The sequence below is a fragment of the Vibrio tubiashii genome (genome assembly GCF_028551255.1).
GTDB classification, from domain to species: domain Bacteria; phylum Pseudomonadota; class Gammaproteobacteria; order Enterobacterales; family Vibrionaceae; genus Vibrio; species Vibrio tubiashii_B.
In genome coordinates, this window is record NZ_CP117029.1 from 2,012,540 (window position 1) to 2,032,606 (window position 20,067).

Annotated in this window: 15 protein-coding genes; 9 read left to right on the forward strand and 6 right to left on the reverse strand. The window is 44.5% G+C overall.

Annotated elements, in window-relative coordinates:
• The first annotated feature begins 457 nt into the window (after positions 1-457).
• The 3 genes from LYZ37_RS09165 (at position 458) to LYZ37_RS09175 (ending at position 5,796) form a co-directional block, all read left to right on the forward strand.
• A complete protein-coding gene (locus LYZ37_RS09165; protein WP_004748998.1) occupies positions 458-2,005 on the forward strand; it encodes a DUF3360 family protein in 1,548 nt (515 codons plus the stop codon).
• Positions 2,006-2,329: 324 nt separating this feature from the next.
• Positions 2,330-4,606 (forward strand): formate C-acetyltransferase, encoded by a 2,277-nt coding sequence (gene pflB / locus LYZ37_RS09170; protein ID WP_272785269.1) that lies wholly within the window; start codon positions 2,330-2,332, stop codon positions 4,604-4,606.
• Between the two features lie 182 nt (positions 4,607-4,788).
• Positions 4,789-5,796, forward strand: coding sequence for a lipid A deacylase LpxR family protein (locus LYZ37_RS09175; protein WP_272785270.1), 1,008 nt, complete (start codon positions 4,789-4,791; stop codon positions 5,794-5,796).
• Positions 5,797-5,800: 4 nt separating this feature from the next.
• Here the strand turns inward: LYZ37_RS09175 and LYZ37_RS09180 are convergent, their stop codons facing one another.
• A complete protein-coding gene (locus tag LYZ37_RS09180) occupies positions 5,801-7,681 on the reverse strand; it encodes a methyl-accepting chemotaxis protein (RefSeq protein ID WP_272785271.1) in 1,881 nt (626 codons plus the stop codon).
• A 228-nt stretch (positions 7,682-7,909) separates the two neighbouring features.
• Between LYZ37_RS09180 and pflA the strand changes: the two genes are divergently transcribed.
• From pflA to LYZ37_RS09195, 3 genes are all read left to right on the forward strand, one after another.
• Positions 7,910-8,650 (forward strand): pyruvate formate lyase 1-activating protein, encoded by a 741-nt coding sequence (gene pflA, locus LYZ37_RS09185; protein WP_004743858.1) that lies wholly within the window; start codon positions 7,910-7,912, stop codon positions 8,648-8,650.
• Positions 8,651-8,721: 71 nt separating this feature from the next.
• Complete coding sequence (locus LYZ37_RS09190; protein ID WP_272785272.1) at positions 8,722-9,384, forward strand: energy-coupling factor ABC transporter permease; 663 nt, start codon at positions 8,722-8,724, stop codon at positions 9,382-9,384.
• A gap of 128 nt (positions 9,385-9,512) precedes the next feature.
• Positions 9,513-10,013, forward strand: coding sequence for a YfbU family protein (locus LYZ37_RS09195; protein WP_004743860.1), 501 nt, complete (start codon positions 9,513-9,515; stop codon positions 10,011-10,013).
• 54 nt (positions 10,014-10,067) lie between these two features.
• Here the strand turns inward: LYZ37_RS09195 and LYZ37_RS09200 are convergent, their stop codons facing one another.
• Positions 10,068-10,880 carry a MipA/OmpV family protein gene (locus tag LYZ37_RS09200; RefSeq protein WP_420794617.1) on the reverse strand — a complete coding sequence of 271 codons (813 nt, stop codon included), beginning with the start codon at positions 10,878-10,880 and terminating at the stop codon, positions 10,068-10,070.
• Positions 10,881-11,196: 316 nt separating this feature from the next.
• Here LYZ37_RS09200 and LYZ37_RS09205 point away from each other — a divergent pair, with 316 nt between their 5' ends.
• The 3 genes from LYZ37_RS09205 to LYZ37_RS09215 all read left to right on the forward strand — a co-directional run bounded on the left by LYZ37_RS09205 (position 11,197) and on the right by LYZ37_RS09215 (position 16,067).
• The gene (locus tag LYZ37_RS09205) at positions 11,197-13,131 is read left to right on the forward strand and encodes a PrkA family serine protein kinase (protein WP_272785274.1); all 1,935 of its coding nucleotides are present in this window, start codon (positions 11,197-11,199) and stop codon (positions 13,129-13,131) included.
• Between the two features lie 116 nt (positions 13,132-13,247).
• Positions 13,248-14,519 carry a YeaH/YhbH family protein gene (locus LYZ37_RS09210; RefSeq protein ID WP_004747028.1) on the forward strand — a complete coding sequence of 424 codons (1,272 nt, stop codon included), beginning with the start codon at positions 13,248-13,250 and terminating at the stop codon, positions 14,517-14,519.
• 9 nt (positions 14,520-14,528) lie between these two features.
• Positions 14,529-16,067 (forward strand): SpoVR family protein, encoded by a 1,539-nt coding sequence (locus tag LYZ37_RS09215; RefSeq protein WP_004747026.1) that lies wholly within the window; start codon positions 14,529-14,531, stop codon positions 16,065-16,067.
• Between the two features lie 49 nt (positions 16,068-16,116).
• On the opposite strand, the gene kdsB is transcribed toward LYZ37_RS09215, so the two are convergent.
• From kdsB to msbA, 4 genes are all read right to left on the reverse strand, one after another.
• Positions 16,117-16,872: a 3-deoxy-manno-octulosonate cytidylyltransferase gene (kdsB, locus tag LYZ37_RS09220; RefSeq protein ID WP_272785275.1), complete on the reverse strand. Its 756-nt coding sequence runs from the start codon at positions 16,870-16,872 to the stop codon at positions 16,117-16,119.
• On the reverse strand, positions 16,872-17,051 hold the full coding sequence (locus LYZ37_RS09225) for a Trm112 family protein (protein ID WP_004747022.1): 180 nt from the start codon (positions 17,049-17,051) through the stop codon (positions 16,872-16,874). The genes kdsB and LYZ37_RS09225 overlap by 1 nt, the downstream gene beginning before the upstream one ends.
• Positions 17,032-18,042 carry a tetraacyldisaccharide 4'-kinase gene (lpxK, locus tag LYZ37_RS09230; RefSeq protein ID WP_272785276.1) on the reverse strand — a complete coding sequence of 337 codons (1,011 nt, stop codon included), beginning with the start codon at positions 18,040-18,042 and terminating at the stop codon, positions 17,032-17,034. The genes LYZ37_RS09225 and lpxK overlap by 20 nt, the downstream gene beginning before the upstream one ends.
• A 270-nt stretch (positions 18,043-18,312) precedes the next feature.
• Positions 18,313-20,061 (reverse strand): lipid A ABC transporter ATP-binding protein/permease MsbA, encoded by a 1,749-nt coding sequence (msbA, locus tag LYZ37_RS09235; protein ID WP_239825509.1) that lies wholly within the window; start codon positions 20,059-20,061, stop codon positions 18,313-18,315.
• Positions 20,062-20,067: the final 6 nt, after the last annotated feature.

Sequence of the window (20,067 nt, forward strand, 5' to 3'; positions counted from 1 at the left end):
TTCCTCTACCAAACAATAAACCAAATCTATTAATTAACATTTTTATAAAAACAAGATCTATCTCAACAAACCATCTTAAGTTTGATATTGGTCGCGATTTAACTCCTTGTTATCCGCTAATAAAACTCACATTATGAAACTAAATTTCAATCAAAACTGCTACTGTCTCGCCTACTCGCCAATGTTGTGTAGTTTTCTTTCACAACCTTTCATAAAGTGATCTAAATCAATCACTCTTAAGGGTTAGCACGTTAAACTCGCGTCAAAGATAAAAGCCTCAATAGTCGTACTTTTTGTCTTTAAATCCTCTATGCTATAGCACATCAAGTGCACGCTACATGAGGTAGACCAGGAATCAAGGCAGGAAGCTATGCCAGGTTTTGCTGGGTGACCGTCACAGAACAATAATCGGGTCACTCATTGAAGAATCATTAACTTTTTAGAATATGAGGAATCTATGTCAGACGCAGTCAATAAACCGCACTCTGATTCGGATATCGAAAATAAGAGCTATCAAGAGCTGCATCGTCCAGCTTCTGAGTTTGAAAGCCGTTCAGACTATCTAGACCACGAACTACAAATCATGAAGCCACGTCGCTTTGGTTTGAACCTTCCTGGTCGCGACTTCCGTTTCGAGCTTGAAGACCTAGTTCCAGCACTTGCAGGTACTATCGGTATTATCGCGATGTACTCTGCGGTAATGATGTCTTGGGCTGAGGGGCTTACTGCCGCTTGGGACCATATCAACCTAGGTAAAGAATTTGCGATTGAAGTCGCGCGTGTAGAGATGCTTATCCCTGCGCTGCTATTCTGTGTTCTTGCCTCTGGTTTCATTAACCCGAAAGCAAACCTCGCCGGTAACCACGGCCCAATGATCCCTCTTATCGGCACGATCGCTCTAGCCGGTGCTCACCCTCTTGCATTGGCAATCCTAATCGGTATCTTCGGCCTGCTACTTAGCTTCCTTAAAGGCGGTTCTAAGCTAGTTAACTTGACCTCACAAGGAACCGCGGGCGGCTTGCTTATCTTCCTTGGTTTAACCGGTACTATGAGCCAAATTAACTCCATCCAGTCATGGGCAGTCGGCTTACAGTCAGACACTGTTGTTGCTGGCAGCATGGGTTACGTTGGCCTTATTGTTCTAGCCGTCACTATTGCACTTTACGCTTACCTAGCGAAAGTGAACAAGCGTTGGCTAGCCATCCCAGTGTGTGCCTTTACTGGTCTAGTGATTGCTCTCGTTCTCGGCGCAGGGTTCGACATCAAGTTCGTGACTGAAACAGGTCTACCGAACCTAAACCCTGTTTACTGGTGGGGCAGCACTGAAGAAGGTTGGATGCTAGGTCTACCAAACGTAGAACACTTTATCGCGTCTCTTCCATTTGCGATTCTTGCGGTAGCAATGTGGTCTCCTGACTTCTTAGGTCACCGTATCTTCCAAGAGCTGAACTACCCTAAAAAGACTGAAAAAGTACTAATGGACGTTGATGACACAATGACGATGTGTTCAATCCGTCAGATGGTTGGTACAGCAGTTGGTGGTGGTAACATCACGTCATCTTGGGGTACATACATGATCCCAGCGGCGATCGCGAAACGTCCTATCCCAGCGGGTGCTATCCTTCTTGGTCTATTGGTTATGATCATCGCGATCCTTGGCTTCCCAATGGATATCGCTGTATGGCCACCAGTAATGCGCGTTGCTCTACTGGTTGGTGTATCGCTTCCTCTGCTTGAAGCTGGTATGCAAATGGTGAAAGACTCAAAAGATTCACAAGCGGCGGGGATCTGTATCTTCGGCTCTGCAGTTGTGAACCCAGTTCTTGCTTGGGCACTGACTATGCTACTGGACAACAACGGCCTGATTGGTGATAAAGAGCGCGCATCACGTCTATCGTTTGTCGACAAAATCGTGATTCCAGTTGGCGTACTTGTTATCTGTCTAGTGGCAATGCTAGCGGTAGGCATGCTTGAAGGCCAATACGGCATCCCTGCATTCCTATAATCAACACCTAGTTGAGAGTCGATAGCGGCTCTCAACTTTTTTTTAATATCTGTATCAATACTAAAAAAAACTTTAGATAAAGGGCGATTTATTGATTTAGTTTAAGGTTTGCAAAATTTTTTTAGTTTATCCTTGAAACCAAGTTGATAGATCACCATATAAAAAGTAGTGACAATATTTATAGTTTTATGTCCTTTCAGTGATCGATTTTAAAGACTATACATATTGTTATTCATAAGAGTGTACCGCCCCATGATTGGGAGTCTGACTCGCTCAACGGATCAGATAGGTACGTGTTTTTTCTACTAAAAAGGTAGGTATGTCATGGCAGAGCAATTTGCTAAAGCTTGGGAAGGTTTTGCTGAAGGTGATTGGCAAAACACAGTTAACGTTCGCGACTTCATTCAGAAGAACTACACTCCGTACGAAGGCGACGAATCTTTCCTAGTTTCTGAAGGTACTGAAGCGACAAACACGCTTTGGGCTAAAGTAATGGAAGGCATCAAGCAGGAGAACTCTACTCACGCACCTGTTGATTTCGATACTTCTGTTATCTCTACCATCACTTCTCATGATGCTGGTTACATCAACAAAGATCTTGAGACTATCGTAGGTCTACAAACTGAAGCTCCGCTTAAGCGTGCAATCATGCCAAACGGCGGCGTACGTATGATCGAAGGTTCTTGTAAAGCATACGGCCGTACTCTAGATCCTCAAGTTTCTAAGATCTACTCTGAGTACCGTAAAACACACAACCAAGGTGTTTTCGATATTTACTCTCCTGATATCCTAAAATGTCGTAAGTCTGGTGTTCTGACTGGTCTTCCAGATGCATACGGCCGTGGTCGTATCATCGGTGACTACCGTCGCGTAGCATTATACGGTGTAGACTTCCTAATGAAGGACAAAGTTGCTCAGTTCCACTCTACTCAAGAGAAACTAGAAGCTGGCGACGATCTACAAATGACTATGCAACTGCGTGAAGAGCTTCAAGAGCAACACCGCGCACTAGGTCAAATGAAAGAAATGGCTGCGTCTTACGGCTTCGACATTTCTGGTCCTGCGACTACTGCACAAGAAGCAATCCAGTGGACTTACTTCGGTTACCTAGCAGCTGTTAAATCTCAAAACGGCGCGGCTATGTCTCTAGGTCGTACTTCTACTTTCCTAGACGTATACGTTGAGCGTGACATCGCAGCTGGCATCATCACTGAAGAACAAGCTCAGGAAATGATCGACCACTTCGTAATGAAGCTACGTATGGTTCGCTTCCTACGTACTCCTGAGTACGATGAGCTATTCTCTGGCGACCCAATCTGGGCAACAGAATCTATGGGTGGTATGGGTGTTGACGGTCGTACTCTTGTTACACGTACGAACTTCCGTTTCCTAAACACGCTATACACTATGGGTCCTTCTCCAGAGCCAAACATCACTGTTCTTTGGTCTGAGCAGCTACCTGACGGCTTCAAAAAGTTCTGTGCGAAAGTATCTATCGATACTTCTTCAATCCAGTACGAAAACGACGACCTAATGCGTCCAGACTTCGACAACGATGACTACGCTATCGCTTGTTGTGTATCTCCAATGGTTATCGGTAAGCACATGCAGTTCTTCGGCGCTCGTGCAAACCTAGCTAAGACTCTACTTTACGTTATCAACGGCGGTGTAGATGAGAAGCTTAAGATCCAAGTTGGTCCTAAGACTGAAGCTATGACTGACGAAGTTCTAGACTTCGACAAAGTTTGGGCTGGTCTAGACAACTTCATGGATTGGCTAGCTAAGCAATACGTGACTGCGCTAAACGCAATCCACTACTCTCACGACAAGTACAGCTACGAAGCAGCGCTTATGGCTCTACACGACCGTGACGTACGTCGTACAATGGCTTGTGGTATCGCTGGTCTATCTGTTGCAGCTGACTCTCTATCTGCAATCAAGTACGGTACAGTTAAGCCAATCCGTGACGAAGACGGCATCGCGATCGACTTCGACATCTCTGGCGACTACCCGAAATTTGGTAACAACGACGCTCGTGTTGATGACATGGCTTGTGAACTTGTTACTATCTTCATGAACAAGATCCGTAAGCTTAAGACTTACCGTGATGCAGTACCTACACAGTCTATCCTTACTATCACTTCAAACGTGGTATACGGTAAGAAGACAGGTACTACGCCAGACGGTCGTAAAGCAGGTGCTCCATTCGCTCCAGGTGCAAACCCAATGCACGGCCGCGATGAGAAAGGTGCGGTAGCATCTCTAACATCTGTAGGTAAACTACCGTTTGCTGATGCAAAAGATGGTATCTCTTACACCTTCTCTATCGTGCCAAATGCACTAGGTAAAGAAGAGAACTCACAGCGCGCTAACCTAGCAGGTCTAATGGATGGTTACTTCCACCACGAGACTGGCATCGAAGGTGGTCAACACCTAAACGTGAACGTTCTAAACCGCGAAACTCTAGAAGACGCAGTTAAGAACCCTGAGAAATACCCTCAGCTTACAATCCGTGTATCTGGTTACGCTGTACGCTTTAACTCTCTAACTGCAGAGCAGCAAAAAGACGTAATCGCACGTACATTCACTGAGTCTCTATAATCTCAGATTAATGAATGATTGAAAAAGCCCCGCTTGACGCGGGGCTTTATTTTTTCTATCAATCATTTACTGCGTATTCAGAGATACGGTGCACATTTCACTTCACTGGTATACTTATTGCTAACGTTTAATTCAATTAATCCTGTACTATCAGAACTCTAATTGAGCTAAGCAACAAGCCTATGAAGTTAAATCGAACTCTAATTCTGCCTCTATTGCTAGTCTCTACGACGGGCCTAGCTTCAGAAAAATCGACCGTTTCTTTCTCTCTCGACAACGATGGCATTTTCGGTGTCGACCAAGACTACACCAACGGCCTGTTTCTCAGCTACACCACTGGTGCTATTGCGCCCTACCCAATTTTCGAGCCTCTCAGCCTCTCGTTTTGGGGCGGAGCTTCATTGGACAAATTTGAGTTTGTACTTGGCCATAAGATGTATACACCGTCAGACATTGAGTCGACGACACCTATGGTAAATGACAGGCCTTACGCAGGTTTTCTTCATACCGAATTCAACTACATCAGTTTACACCCACAGCAAGCACAACGCTTTAATCTGACTCTGGGTGTAACCGGTGATAAAGCGCTATCAGAAGATGCGCAAAAGTTAGTGCATTCCATCACTAAGTCTGATGAACCGAATGGTTGGGCATTTCAGGTTGACGATAGCTTCGCTGGCAGTGTGGGTTACCTTACTCACTTTAATCTATGGCGTCAGCGCTCTATTGCTAACACTGACTGGGAGATCTCTAACGTCTCAGAAATCAACGCAGGTAACTTCCGAAGTGATGTTTCTACTGGCTTTATGTTCCGCTGGGGTTCAGATTTGGGTGGAAATATGGGCGCGGCTAATATTGATAACGAAAATCCGTTTCGAGCCGGCATGCTTGGGGGCTCTCAAGGCGGTTGGTTTGTCTTTACCGGTATTGAAGCTCGCTACCGCTTCAATGATATTACCGTTGAAGGTGATCGCTCTGGCGTGAGGGATTACGCGATTGCTAAAGGCGAAGACCCAAGTCGCTACGATGTAACGTTAGAACACAATCAAGCAACCGCAGTAGCTGGTTTTGCTTGGTACAACCAAAGCTTTGGCGCAACATTAACCGCTACCGTGAAAACGCCAGACTACAAAGAAGCAAAAGAAAGCATGTATGGCACCGGTGGCATTGCCTTATACGCTTTCTTCTAAAGCCTTAAATTGTGAACTTCTGGCAGTCTTGATTCAAGCTGCCAGACCTTTCCTCAACCACTCCACTAACACTTCGTAGTTGTTCATTGTTCTGCTCTAACTCTTTCATAGCCGAAGAAATTTGCGTCATATTATCTGCCATTGACTGACTGGTCGTCGCAAGTTCTTTGATTGAAGAAAAAATGACTTCAGTTTGATGCGATGCTTCATCTGCTTTTTCAGTAATCAACCTAAGCGCATCCATTGCCTCTTGACCACGAGCCCGCCCTGTTGCCATTGAAGATTCAGATTGACCAATATATTGAATCACTTCAGCACTTTCTTTCTTCATGGTGTCTATAGTGCCAGAAATTTCCGTTACTGCATCGACGGTACGAACGGCTAGGCTGCGAACCTCATCTGCCACCACGGCAAAACCTCGCCCTTGCTCCCCTGCCCTTGCCGCCTCAATAGCTGCATTCAACGCCAGTAAGTTAGTTTGTTCAGCAATACCATTAATAATTTCCATTACAGAGTCGACCTTCGAAGAGGCTTCTTCCAGCAATTGAATGTGTCCCGCTGCAGACGTTAATATCGTCCCGACTTCTTCAAGCGACCCAATCGCAGCGCCAATAACTTTGGCTCCCTCTTCAGCCGCGTCTGTTGAAGAACGCGATATTTCAGAAACAAACTCCAACGAGCTGGATACCTCTTGAGTCGTGACACTCACCTCTTCCGTGGCAGATGCCAACAGCTGAGTCTGCCCTAATACCTCTGATTGATGGTGAGCCAACATATCTAGGCCTTGGTTTAATTCAGCGGCATTACCCGACAACGCTTGACTACTGTCTTGTACACCACGAACTAGCCCACCCAGATTTTCACAGCTTTCGTTAATGCTGCTGGCTAATTGATTAAATTCATCGTTAGGGTTTTTGGTCAACGCCATTCGTTGAGATAAGTCACCACTCGATACCCCGTGCAACACCTGTCGAGTTCTCGCCAGCGATTTAGCCAAAGATGTGCTTTGCATAACGAAAATAGCGACGGTAAAGACAGCTAACAATACACAAGCCACCAGCACAGACCACAAGGTTTGCTCTGAAGTGTTTTCGGCTGATGATTGGTACTGCTGAGAAATCGAACCGAGTTCATCAGTAATAGAGGCGATTAACTGTGTCAACTGTGCTTTAGAAGTCAGCAATTGCTGCTCAACGCTACCTAACTGCTGCGATAATTCACTGACCCTGACAAAGGTAGATTTATATTGTTCGATTTCCTTTTCATATAGCTCCAGCATCGCATAAACATTAGACATACTTTCAAAGCTGCCCATAGCGCGATTAAACAATTTCAAATTCTCTTCATTCGGTTGGAGCAAATAATTTTGTTGAGACTTCACCATTGCCTGAAAATCGGAGTTAAGCGTCACCATTCCGGTCTCTTCGATTTTCTTTTCAATCGTATCTGCCAATTGTTTTAGTTCACCAAGTTTTCCTTCATCAATGGTGAAACCAAGTTCTTGTTTCAAATTTAGCCACGGGTTAGCCGCAGACTCAAAATCATTCACATTTCGGGTAAGTTTGTCTGCTTGCTGGGTCAGTTCAAGCTTGGAGAGAAATTCAGCATCTTTATTAACAGCAGCGACTATTGCCGAGATCTCTTGTGTTGCCGTTGAAACTTGAGATCCACTTAAATTATCCAAGTTACTGCTCAGCGTAAGAATCTTACTCTGCGTTTGGTAGATAGACATTGACCCCGTAGATATATCACTACTCAAATGATACTGGTCGCTCATTTGGGTCAATCTTGATGAAGTAAATCCAGCTAAAGCGACAAAGCCTAATGCTAATACAACCAAAAATAGCATCACCTTTTGCTTTTGCGAAAGTGCAAGCATATCCATAAATAATCCCTTAACATCAGTGGTATGCGTTAATACTTGCCTAGCCAACAATTATCTTTTTATTATTAAAATTCTTATATTTGCAACAATTTTATAACATACATTTTAGTCCAAGTACGCTTTTTTTTCTTATTTCGCAAAATGTTGTTTCTCGGAATCTCTAACCCTATTTAAACCCCACTTTTTGTAATAAAATAACAGGCAAATTACTAAATACGAGATGAGCACATGTCAACAACTGGTCGTATTCATTCTTTCGAGTCCTGTGGGACAGTAGACGGACCTGGTATTCGTTTTATTGTCTTTTTGCAAGGTTGCTTAATGCGTTGTATGTACTGTCATAATCGCGACACATGGGATACTCACGGTGGTAAGGAAGTGACCGTTGAAGAAATCATTAATGAAGCAAAATCTTATCGTCACTTTATGAATGCTTCAGGTGGTGGTGTGACGTGTTCCGGTGGTGAAGCCATGCTTCAACCTGAGTTTGTCCGCGACTTTTTCCGCGCAGCCCATGCTGAAGGTATTCACACTTGCCTGGATACCAACGGCTATATTCGTAAACACACTGACGTCATTGACGAGGTGCTTGAAGCGACGGACTTAGTCATGCTTGATCTTAAGCATATGAAAGATGAGATCCATCATGACTTTATCGGCGTCTCGAATAAAAGAACGTTAGACTTTGCTCGTTACCTACATAAGATTGGGCAAAAAACTTGGATTCGCTATGTCGTCGTTCCTGGTTATACGGATGATGAAGAAGCGGCACATATGCTAGGTGACTTCATTAAAGACATGGACAACATTGAAAAGATTGAGCTTCTCCCTTATCACAAGCTTGGCGCTCATAAATGGGAAGCTCTAGGTATCGAGTATCCACTAGAAGGGACTAACCCACCTTCAAAAGAAACCATGGACAATATCGTATCAATTCTTGAGCAGTATCACTCAAACGTTAAATACTGATACCACTTAACGTCTAATTCGTAAAAAATACCAACCCACTTCAACTCGGTTGGTATTTTTTTGAGGTTTAAATGGAGTTAAACGAACTACTAGCGCTTTTCATTATACTCATTGCTCTGCTCTTTGTGTGGCGTGATGTTAAAGAAGTATTCCTACCGAAATTAGTCAATGAACGTACGTTTCAGCACATTACCTTTGCAATCACATTTGCTTTGTTCGTACTCTGGTCAGCAGATGCTGGGGTAAAAGAAGGGTTATCAATCCACTTTCTCGGCATAACGGCGCTGACTTTGATGTATGGTTGGCAAAGTGCTTTTGCCCTCTCTATTGTCGTTGCTTTGCTCATGGCGTTATTTGGCGAGATGACCTTCTACGCGCTACCCGAATACTTACTCTTCTCCTGCTTAATTCCGATACTTATCAGCTATAGCGTGTTCCTAGTGAGTTATCGCTATCTACCAAGAAATATATTTGTGTTTATTTTCGTTGCGGGTTTTCTCAATGGCGGCCTAACAGGGACTTTTCACCTAGTCATCAACTCAGGATATTTTCTTATCGTTAGCGATTACGACTGGCAAACGATTTTTGATAACTACCTAGTGTTTACTCCTCTACTCGCTTTCCCTGAAGGACTCCTTAATGGGATGACAGCAGCGGTATTAACTGTGTTCAAACCAGAATTATTGCGAGTATTTTCCGATCGCGACTACATTTACAATCACTATCACAAATAGTAACCAAATTTGTTGTCCAATCTTTGTGCTTTTCATATTAAATATGTGTTGAGATCATGTTTCACCCTGCAAAGAACAGATAACCTAAGCACATTAAAAATGTATTAGATTATTTTAGTGAGGCCACCATGGAAATGACTAACGCTCAACGTTTGATCCTTTCGAATCAGTATTACCTAATGTCGCAACTTGACCAAGAAAATGCGGCAAAATACCAACGCCTACAAACCATTGTAGAGCGCGGCTATGAACTGCAAATGCGCGAACTCAACAAAGACTTTGGTTGTTTAGTCGAAGCGGAATGCCGCGAGATCATCGACATCATGGAAATGTACCATGCGATGCAAGAGTCAAACAAAATGCTCTCTGAGCAAGAACAAGGTGAAGTTGACCAACGCCGTTTAACCTTCCTAGGATTCGATATTGCTTCTGAAGCGCAACTTGTTAACTACGTACGCTTCCTTGTTGACTCTGAAGGTTTATACCCGCAATTTAGCAAAGGCGAACACCACTTCAACGCCCAAATGCCAATGCTAGAAAAATATCGCCGTATGTTAAATACATGGCGTAACTGCCCTCGCCAGTACCACTTGTGTGCTAACGAGTTAAAGCAGATTTTTAACGCCTAGTTGATATATGAAAAAGAAACCGCCGACGAGGCGGTTTTTTTAATATTCATCCCGTTAAAATACGTAGGCGACACCTAAATTGGCTGAAGTCGTTACGCCGCTTTCAATTAACGGACTGTTTTCGATACCACCTTCAATATTGGTGTATCGCACTCCTCCGGTAACGCGTATTTTAGGTGTGATATGCATGTAACCAGACGCCCCAATGAAGAACAGCCCGTCCCAGTCTGCATCGAATTCGTCGAAGTTAGAGCGCGCCGCTTCTTCAGAGCTCACTCCGTATAAATGGTTGTTCAATCGCTCACTGTTGTATGCAAAGCCCATTGAAGGTGTGATACCCCAGCCGTTTCTGCGAATCGGTAACCGCCATACCGCCTCTGCATAAATACCGCTATGACGATGTAAGATGTCACTGCCCGCCGTCGCTTCAAACAAACCAACTAAAGTGATTACTTGGTAGCTTACCCCACCTAACACAGTCGCTTGTCGCTCATCCATCAATCTAATATCAGGGTTAGTTGAATCTTCAGGTTTTAACGTACGAGGATCATATGCAGCCCTAAAGATAATGTTTTGCGGTGAACCAATTGGGTATAAGCGATATCCGGCAGTAAAGCCACGCAAGAATAGATGCTCACCTTCATAGCCAACAAGGGGAATAATGGTTTCATTCGATGGCGTGTCTTTATAGACTGCCGGCGAGTATGAAGCAGCGGCACCAATTGACCACTGGGAGATTTTTGCCGTAGCCTGTGGGGCAACCAATAAGATCGCTGCGGGAAGTAACCTTTGCCAGAGAGATTTCAAAACAACACCTAATACATAACTGGAGTGAATAACGGCGCAATTATATGGAACGTCATACATTTACGCAATAACTCATATTCAAAGCAATAATTACACCAACCTCTAATAACAACCTGCTTGTATCGCTTAAATCAAGTGAGCGATCAATTTGCATAAGCACACAGTCACACAGTGAGCTCAATAATAACCACCACAAATATCTGATTCTGCACGTTACAATTGAGTGTGGTCTGACAACTAGCTCTTGGTCACAAATTGTAATTAAACACATATTTTTTAAGCAAAATTCTAAAAACCAACTAATCTTAAGTAAGAAAGGATTTGCTTTTCTATGCGGGTTTATTGTCAGTTTGACAGGTTCAGAGGGGAATTCATTATGAGTATTTTCGACCATTTCCAAGCGCGCTACGAAGCCTCAAAGGATGAGGAGTTATCACTGCAAGAGTTTTTAGCTCTATGTAAGGATGACAAAAGCGCTTATGCCAACGCAGCTGAGCGACTATTAATGGCAATTGGCGAGCCAGAGGTCATTGATACAGCGCAAGACCCACAACTGAGTCGTATTTTCTCCAACCGCGTGATTTCTCGATACGACACATTTAAAGACTTCTACGGTATGGAAGATGCCATCGAGCAGATTGTTTCCTACCTCAAACATGCGGCTCAAGGGCTTGAAGAACGCAAGCAGATTCTTTATCTACTTGGTCCGGTGGGTGGCGGTAAATCTTCTTTAGCCGAAAAACTAAAAGCGTTGATGCAACAAGTTCCAATTTATGTGCTTTCCGCTAACGGTGAACGCAGCCCTGTTAACGATCACCCATTCTGTCTGTTTGATGTCAATGAAGATGGTGATCTACTTAAACAAGAGTATGGCATTGAGAAACGCTACCTACGCTCGATTATGTCTCCGTGGGCAGCAAAACGACTCCATGAATTTGGTGGCGACATCTCGAAATTCAAAGTAGTCAAAGTTAGACCTTCTATTCTAGACCAACTAGCGATAGCTAAAACTGAGCCAGGTGATGAAAACAACCAAGACATTTCGTCTTTGGTCGGTAAAGTTGATATTCGACAGCTAGAGCACTTCTCACAAGACGATCCAGATGCTTACAGCTACTCGGGCGCACTATGTCGAGCAAACCAAGGTTTGATGGAATTCGTAGAGATGTTTAAAGCGCCAATCAAGGTGCTTCACCCGCTACTTACTGCAACCCAAGAAGGCAACTACAATGGTACGGAAGGCCTATCAGCCCTACCATTTGATGGCATGATTCTCGCTCACTCGAACGAATCAGAGTGGCAAACATTCCGCAACAACAAAAACAACGAGGCATTCCTCGACCGTGTCTACATAGTCAAAGTGCCATACTGTCTACGCGTTGCGGAAGAAGTAAAGATCTACCAAAAACTGCTCGACCATTCAGAGCTATCGAAAGCGCCATGTTCACCAAGCACGCTAGAGCTGCTTTCACAGTTCAGCATTCTATCTCGACTTAAAGAGCCAGAGAACTCATCGATCTTCTCCAAGATGAGAGTCTACGATGGTGAAACGCTCAAAGACACAGATCCTAAAGCGAAGAGCTATCAAGAGTATCGTGACTTTGCGGGCGTCGATGAAGGCATGTCAGGTCTTTCAACCCGTTTCGCGTTCAAGATTCTATCGCGGGTATTTAACTTCGATCAAACAGAAGTCGCGGCAAACCCTGTTCACCTTTTCTATGTTATCGAGCAGCAGATCGAACGTGAGCAATTCCCTCAAGAAACGGCAGAGAAGTATCTAGAGTTCTTGAAAGGCTACTTAGTACCACGTTACGTCGAGTTTATCGGTAAAGAGATCCAGACCGCCTACTTAGAGTCCTATTCAGAGTACGGTCAGAACATCTTTGACCGTTATGTAACCTATGCAGATTTCTGGATTCAAGACCAAGAATACCGCGATCCAGAAACTGGTCAGCTATTCGACCGCTCTGCATTAAACAATGAACTAGAAAAAATCGAAAAAACAGCCGGTATAAGCAACCCGAAAGATTTCCGTAATGAAATCGTCAACTTTGTGCTTCGTGCTCGCGCCAACAACAATGGTACCAACCCAGTTTGGACAAGCTACGAAAAACTGCGCACTGTGATTGAGAAGAAAATGTTCTCAAATACAGAAGAGTTGCTACCAGTTATCTCCTTCAACACTAAAACCTCTTCTGAAGATCAGAAGAAACACGATGACTTCGTCGCTCGTATGATGGAAAAAGGCTACACAGAGAAACAAGTACGCTTGCTATCTGAATGGTATCTACGCGTTCGTAAATCTTCGTAATAGCAGTGTTTTAGCCCATGAAATCCCTACCAGAGTATAACGCTCTGGTAGGAGATTGGATTAATAAGTGTCTGTCGACATGTAGCGGCAGGTGCATAAGAGATAAGGGGTGACTCATGGCGCAATTTATTGACCGACGACTGAACGGCAAAAATAAAAGTGCGGTAAACCGTCAGCGCTTTTTACGCCGCCATAAAGAGCAGATTAAAGAATCTGTGGCGGATGCGGTAAATCGCCGTTCAATCACCAACACTGAAACCGGTGAAGACGTATCCATTCCGCATAAAGACATCAAAGAGCCCGTCTTTCATCAAGGTAAAGGTGGCTTAAAAGAGCGTGTCCATCCAGGCAATGACCAGTTCATTACCGGAGACAAAATCGAACGACCTAAAGGCGGTGGACAAGGCGGAGGTTCTGGCGAGGGCGAAGCTAGTGCTGACGGTGAAGGCCAAGACGATTTTGTATTCCAGATTTCTAAAGACGAGTACTTAGACATTCTGTTTGAAGATCTTGAGTTGCCTAATTTAGAAAAAAACCAAATCGCCAAAATTACCGAATGGAAAACCCATCGCGCCGGCTATCAAACCGCTGGTGTGCCAGCAAATATCGCGATAGTCAAATCGCTTCAACAGTCACTTGCGCGTCGAACCGCAATGACGGCAGGCAAAAAGCGCATGTTACGTGAACTCGAAGAAGAGCTCGATCGCGTTAAAATGTCTGAGCCTGCACAAATGCTCGAAGAGAAGCGTCTTCAAGAAGAGATAAAAGCACTGCGTCGTAAGTTAGATACGGTACCGTTCATTGATACCTTCGATTTACGATTCAAGAACTATGAGCGCCGCCCTGTGCCATCTAGCCAAGCGGTTATGTTCTGTCTTATGGATGTGTCTGGTTCTATGGACCAAGCAACCAAAGACATCGCCAAGCGCTTTTACGTGCTTCTTTACTTATTCCTAACTCGCACCTACGAGAACGTAGAAGTGGTGTTTATTCGTCACCATACCCAAGCAAAAGAAGTCGATGAACATGAGTTTTTCTACTCGCAAGAGACAGGGGGAACCATAGTTTCAAGTGCGCTTAAACTAATGAACGAAATTGTTGCAGACCGCTACCCGGTTGGAGAGTGGAATATCTACGCAGCTCAAGCCTCAGATGGTGATAACTGGGCAGACGATTCACCGCGATGCCGTGAGCTTCTCACCAAAAACTTATTGCCAAACTGCCAATACTACTCATACATCGAAATCACTCGCCGCTCTCATCAAACCTTGTGGCATGAGTACGAAAAGCTTGAGGGAGCATTCCCTAACTTTGCGATGAAAAACATTCGCAGCGTTGAGGATATTTTCCCTGTCTTTAGAGAGCTTTTCAAAAAAGAGACTGCTTAGGGAGGCTGTATGACAACGAAAACGAAAAAGCCAACAAAGAGTAAGGCGCTGCCAGATGGACCTGATTGGACATTCGATCTGCTTGACCAATACCACACTGAAATAAAACGCGTCGCTGATCACTATAAGCTTGATGCTTATCCTAACCAAATTGAAGTCATTACTTCTGAGCAAATGATGGACGCCTATTCAAGTATTGGTATGCCTATCAATTACAATCATTGGTCATTTGGTAAAAAGTTTATTCAAACTGAACAAGGCTACAAACATGGTCAAATGGGTTTGGCGTATGAAATCGTCATCAACTCAAATCCATGTATTGCCTACTTAATGGAAGAGAATACCGTTACGATGCAAGCCTTAGTGATGGCCCATGCTTGCTACGGTCACAATTCATTTTTCAAAGGCAACTACTTATTCCAGACTTGGACCGATGCGAGTTCAATCATTGATTATCTATTGTTTGCCAAAAACTACATTGCGGAGTGCGAGCAAAAGTACGGTGTTCAAGAAGTTGAGGACCTACTCGACTCCTGTCATGCGTTAATGAACTTTGGTGTCGACCGCTATAAACGACCAGAGAAAATCTCGATTGCTGAAGAAAAATCTCGTCAAGAAGAGCGTGAAGCTTACCTTCAGTCGCAGGTTAATGACTTATGGCGCACGGTTCCGAAATCAACGGTAGAGCCTGAAAGCCAGAAAATACGTTTTCCGACCGAACCACAGGAAAATATCCTCTACTTCATTGAAAAACACGCCCCTTTACTTGAATCGTGGCAAAGAGAAATCGTGCGTATCGTACGTAAGATCAGCCAGTACTTCTATCCACAGAAACAAACTCAGGTTATGAACGAAGGTTGGGCAACTTTCTGGCACTACACCATTCTCAATCACTTATATGATGAAGGCTTGGTTACGGATAGATTCATCTTAGAGTTTCTCCACAGTCATACTGGCGTCGTTGCGCAACCGGCCTACAACAGCCCTTACTTCAGCGGTATTAACCCTTACGCATTAGGCTTTGCCATGTTCCGCGATATTCGTCGCATCTGTGAAGAGCCTACTGACGAGGACAAAGAGTGGTTCCCAGACTTAGCTGGAACAGACTGGCTTGAAGCGGTACATTTCGCTATGCAGAACTTCAAAGACGAGAGCTTTATCAGCCAATACTTGTCACCTAAGCTGATGCGTGACTTTAAACTGTTTGCCATCGTCGACGACGACCGTAAAAACTACATCGAGGTGAGTGCTATTCACGACGATAGCGGTTATCGCGCAATCAGAGAAAAACTTGCGGCTCAATATAACTTGAGTAACTTAGAGCCAAACATCCAAGTGTTTAACGTTGACGTGCGTGGCGATCGATCGCTCACGCTACAATACGTGCCACATGACCGTATTCCTCTTGATGAGGGCTATGACGAAGTTCTCAAACACCTTTATCGTTTATGGGGATTTGACGTCATTCTTGAAGAGGTGAAAGACAGCGGTCGCCGAGAGATTCTTGGTACCTGTCCTAAACGAAACGACTATGATGGCAAAATATAAAACTCAACAATGACAAAAGGCCCCGAGGGGCCTTTTTGGTAACTAGAATCTATTGCTGCTTAACGATAATGCTTCGAACCACTTCGAGGTCCTCTGGCGTATCGACACCTGCGGCAGGTGCTTCCTTCGCCACTTCAACATGGATCTTTTCCCCATACCAAAGCACACGTAGCTGCTCTAAACACTCTATCTTTTCAAGCGCTGTTGGCTCCCAGTTGATATAGGTGTTTATAAACCCTGCGCGATAAGCATAAATACCGATATGGCGCATCAGTGGTTGTTTAATGATTTTGGCATCGTCCGCGAAGCTGTCACGATCCCAAGGAATCGTTGCGCGGCTAAAATACATCGCATAACCATCTTTATCCGTCAGCACCTTAACCGCATTCGGGTTAAAGACTTCCGCTTCATCACTGATCTCAACCGCCAACGTGGACATAGGTGCTTGGCTATTCGCCAAGTTCTCTGCAACTTGAGTAATGATAGAGGGTGGAATCAAAGGCTCATCCCCTTGAACATTGACGATGATATGGTCGTCTGGGATAGCCATTCTCTCAACCACTTCAGCAAGGCGCTCAGTGCCTGATTCATGGTTTGGAGAAGTCATACAAACTTGCCCACCAAAAGCTTCAACCACTTGCTCTACTCGGCTATCATCAGTTGCAACGATCACCTTATCAGCCCCCGCTTGGATTGCCTGTTCATAAACCCATTGAATCATAGGCTTACCACAGATATCCGCCAGCGGCTTACCAGGTAAACGGGTTGACTGATAACGCGCGGGGATAACAACCGTAAACGACATTATCTGCCCTCGTCCATACTAACTTTGCGCGCTTCAGGTTCTAGAAGCACCGGAATACCTTCTTTGATCGGATATGCAAGACGGTCTAATTTACACACTAGCTCTTGCTTGTCCTTATCGAACGTTAGTTTTCCCTTACATACTGGACATGCAACAATCTCAAGCAGACGATGATCCATACTGTTCCTTAACCTCTTTAATCTTATTTAAGATGCGCGCTTTATCTGCATCTTCAAACTCAGCACTGACAGGTAAATACCACCAGTTCTCTTTCGCATAATGCGCGCATTTTACCGCGTCTTTCTCTGTCATAATCAAGTGTTCGCCTTTGGCAGCGAGCGCCTCTAAATCAGACAGTTCAAAATCTTTATGATCGGCAAAGCCTTGTTGATTAGAAGGCTTTGCACCTAACTGTTCAAGTGTCTTAAAGAATCGTGGAGGGTGACCGATCCCCGCCATCGCGACGAGATTATCTTTCAGCTCCGTGACACTCGAACGTTGACCCGTTTTCATGTTGACCGCTTGAGTCGGCTTTAACACCATAGCGGCTTCGTTTTGTAACGCTTGACCACCATTGGTAATGATAAAATCTACCTCAGTTAACCTCTCAGTAGATTCGCGTAGCGGGCCCAATGGAATCAGGGACTCACTACCAAAACGTCTCACGCCATCAACCACGACAATCTCGATATCACGCTGTAGTGCATAATGTTGAAGACCATCATCGGTAATAACGATATCAACATCTAGCGGTAGCAAAGCCTTTACAGCTTCACTTCTAACTGGTGAAACGGCTACTGGCGCGCTTGTGCGTTTAAAGATGAGCTTAGGCTCATCACCACAGTGCTTAGTTGACGTTTCATTCTCCACTAGGAGCGGATAATGCGGCGCTTTCGCCCCATAACCGCGTGACACCACCCCAGGCTTATAGCCTAGCGCTTGAAGTTGCTCAACCAACCAAATGACTACTGGCGTCTTACCATTACCACCAGCGGTAATGTTACCCACCACGATGACAGGCACAGGAGCACGATAGCTTACGCTTTTGCCTGTTTGATACTTGTTACGGCGAGAACGACTTACCAATCCAAACAAAATACTGAGCGGCCACAATAGCGGCCACAATAAATATTTTAGTGGATGATTCTCAAACCAGATCTTTTCAATCAAAGTTAGGGCCTGTTGATCTTTTGAGGTTAAATTTTGTTCGAGATAAAAGCGTTTTAATCGCGGCGAGAGGTTTGTAGCCTAGTCATTCTAAGCAAAACACCTCTCAACAAAGAGTAAAACGCTTTTAGCCGAACCCTTCGGGCAGCGTTTGTGGCTCCTTTCTGCTGCGTTATCGGCTTATCAGGTAGAGTAACTACAATTCAAAGCCTCTGCCTTGCAGATAAGAACCCACAAACTGCTGCAAAAATCAGCGCAAAAGGTCAACAGACCCTATGCACCGAATTGAATTCGATGAAGCTGAGCGTAAGCGCCATCTTTCTCAATCAACTCACTGTGATTACCACGTTCAACGATTTCGCCTTCATCCACAACCAAGATTTCATCGGCATTTTCAATCGTAGACAGACGGTGGGCAATGACCAACACAGTTTTGTTCTTTTGCAGTTCATCCAGCGCCGACTGAATTGCCTTTTCCGACTCGGTATCAAGTGCGGATGTCGCCTCATCGAGAATCAGTACAGGTGCATCACGTAATAGTGCGCGTGCAATTGCGATACGCTGACGCTGACCACCAGACAGACTTGCGCCGTTTTCACCAATAACCGTATCTAAGCCATCATCCATCTTCTCAATGAAGTCCATGGCATAAGCTAAACGCGCAGCTTCTTCGATTTGCTCACGACTGTATTGCTCAGTTGCAGCATAAGCAATATTGTTGGCGATTGTGTCGTTAAATAAGTGAACGTTTTGCGACACTAAAGCGAAATGTGAACGTAAATTACTTAAGGTGTAATCACGGATGTCATGCTCATCAAGACAAATATTGCCCGCATCTACATCGTAGAAACGGGTAAATAGGTTAGCAATGGTGCTCTTACCTGAACCGGAACGACCCACAAGCGCAATGGTTTTGCCTTTCGGAATTTTAAAGCTGACATTATTCAGTGCTGGCTTCTCTTTACCTTCATAGGTAAAGGTCACTTCTTTCACTTCAATATCACCACGTACTTTCTCAGTTTGGTACTTACCGTTGTCTTGCTCGGTTTCTAGATCCATCAGAGCAAACAAGGTTTGGCTTGCTGCCATACCACGTTGGAAATCAGAGGTAACATTGGTCAACGCTTTAAGCGGTCGCATTAGAGCAAACATGGCAGAAAACACGACAGTAAACGTGCCCGGTGTAAGCTCAGTGCGGATAGAGTCCACACTTGCTAAGAACAGGACAACAACCAAAGCGATAGACGCGATCACTTGAATCACTGGGTTGGCAATCGCTTGAGCCGCCACCATTTTCATCGATTGCTGACGCATCTGATTGCTCACTGAATCAAAACGCTCGCTCTCGACATGTTGTCCACCGTAGCTCAAAACCACTTTATGGCCTTTTAGCATCTGCTCTGCGGACGAGGTAACATGCCCCATAGTTTCCTGCATGTTTTTAGAGATTTTACGGAAGCGTTTCGATACAAAACCAATCCCCCATGCCACGATTGGAGCAACAACAATCAATACCAGTGATAGCTGCCAACTGTTCCAGAACATAAGGATAAGCAAGCCAATAATACTGGCACCTTCACGCACAATACTCACCAATGCTCGACTCGTTGCCCCCGCAACTTGTTCAGAGTCATAGGTAATGCGAGATAGCAGACCACCAGCAGATTCTTTATCAAAGTAAGAGACTGGCATATGCATAAATTGGTTAAAGATAGAGCGTCTCATCTCCATAACCACGTTGCCGGAAACCCAGCTTAAACAGTATGTTGAAACGAACCCACTCAGGCCTCGCACCACCATCATACCGAAAATAATAAAAGGGAGAATTCTTAGGAAGTTAGATTCTGCATCGCCAAAACCTTCATCAAGCAAGGGTTTGACCAACGACATCATGTAAGTGTCAGCAGCAGCATTAATAATGAGAGCAACAACAGCTACAGCAAGGCCCGCTTTGTACTGTCGAATATAAATCCACAGGCGTTGAAAGGTTTGCCACGTGGTTTCGTCTTGATTCAGAGACATAGAGTT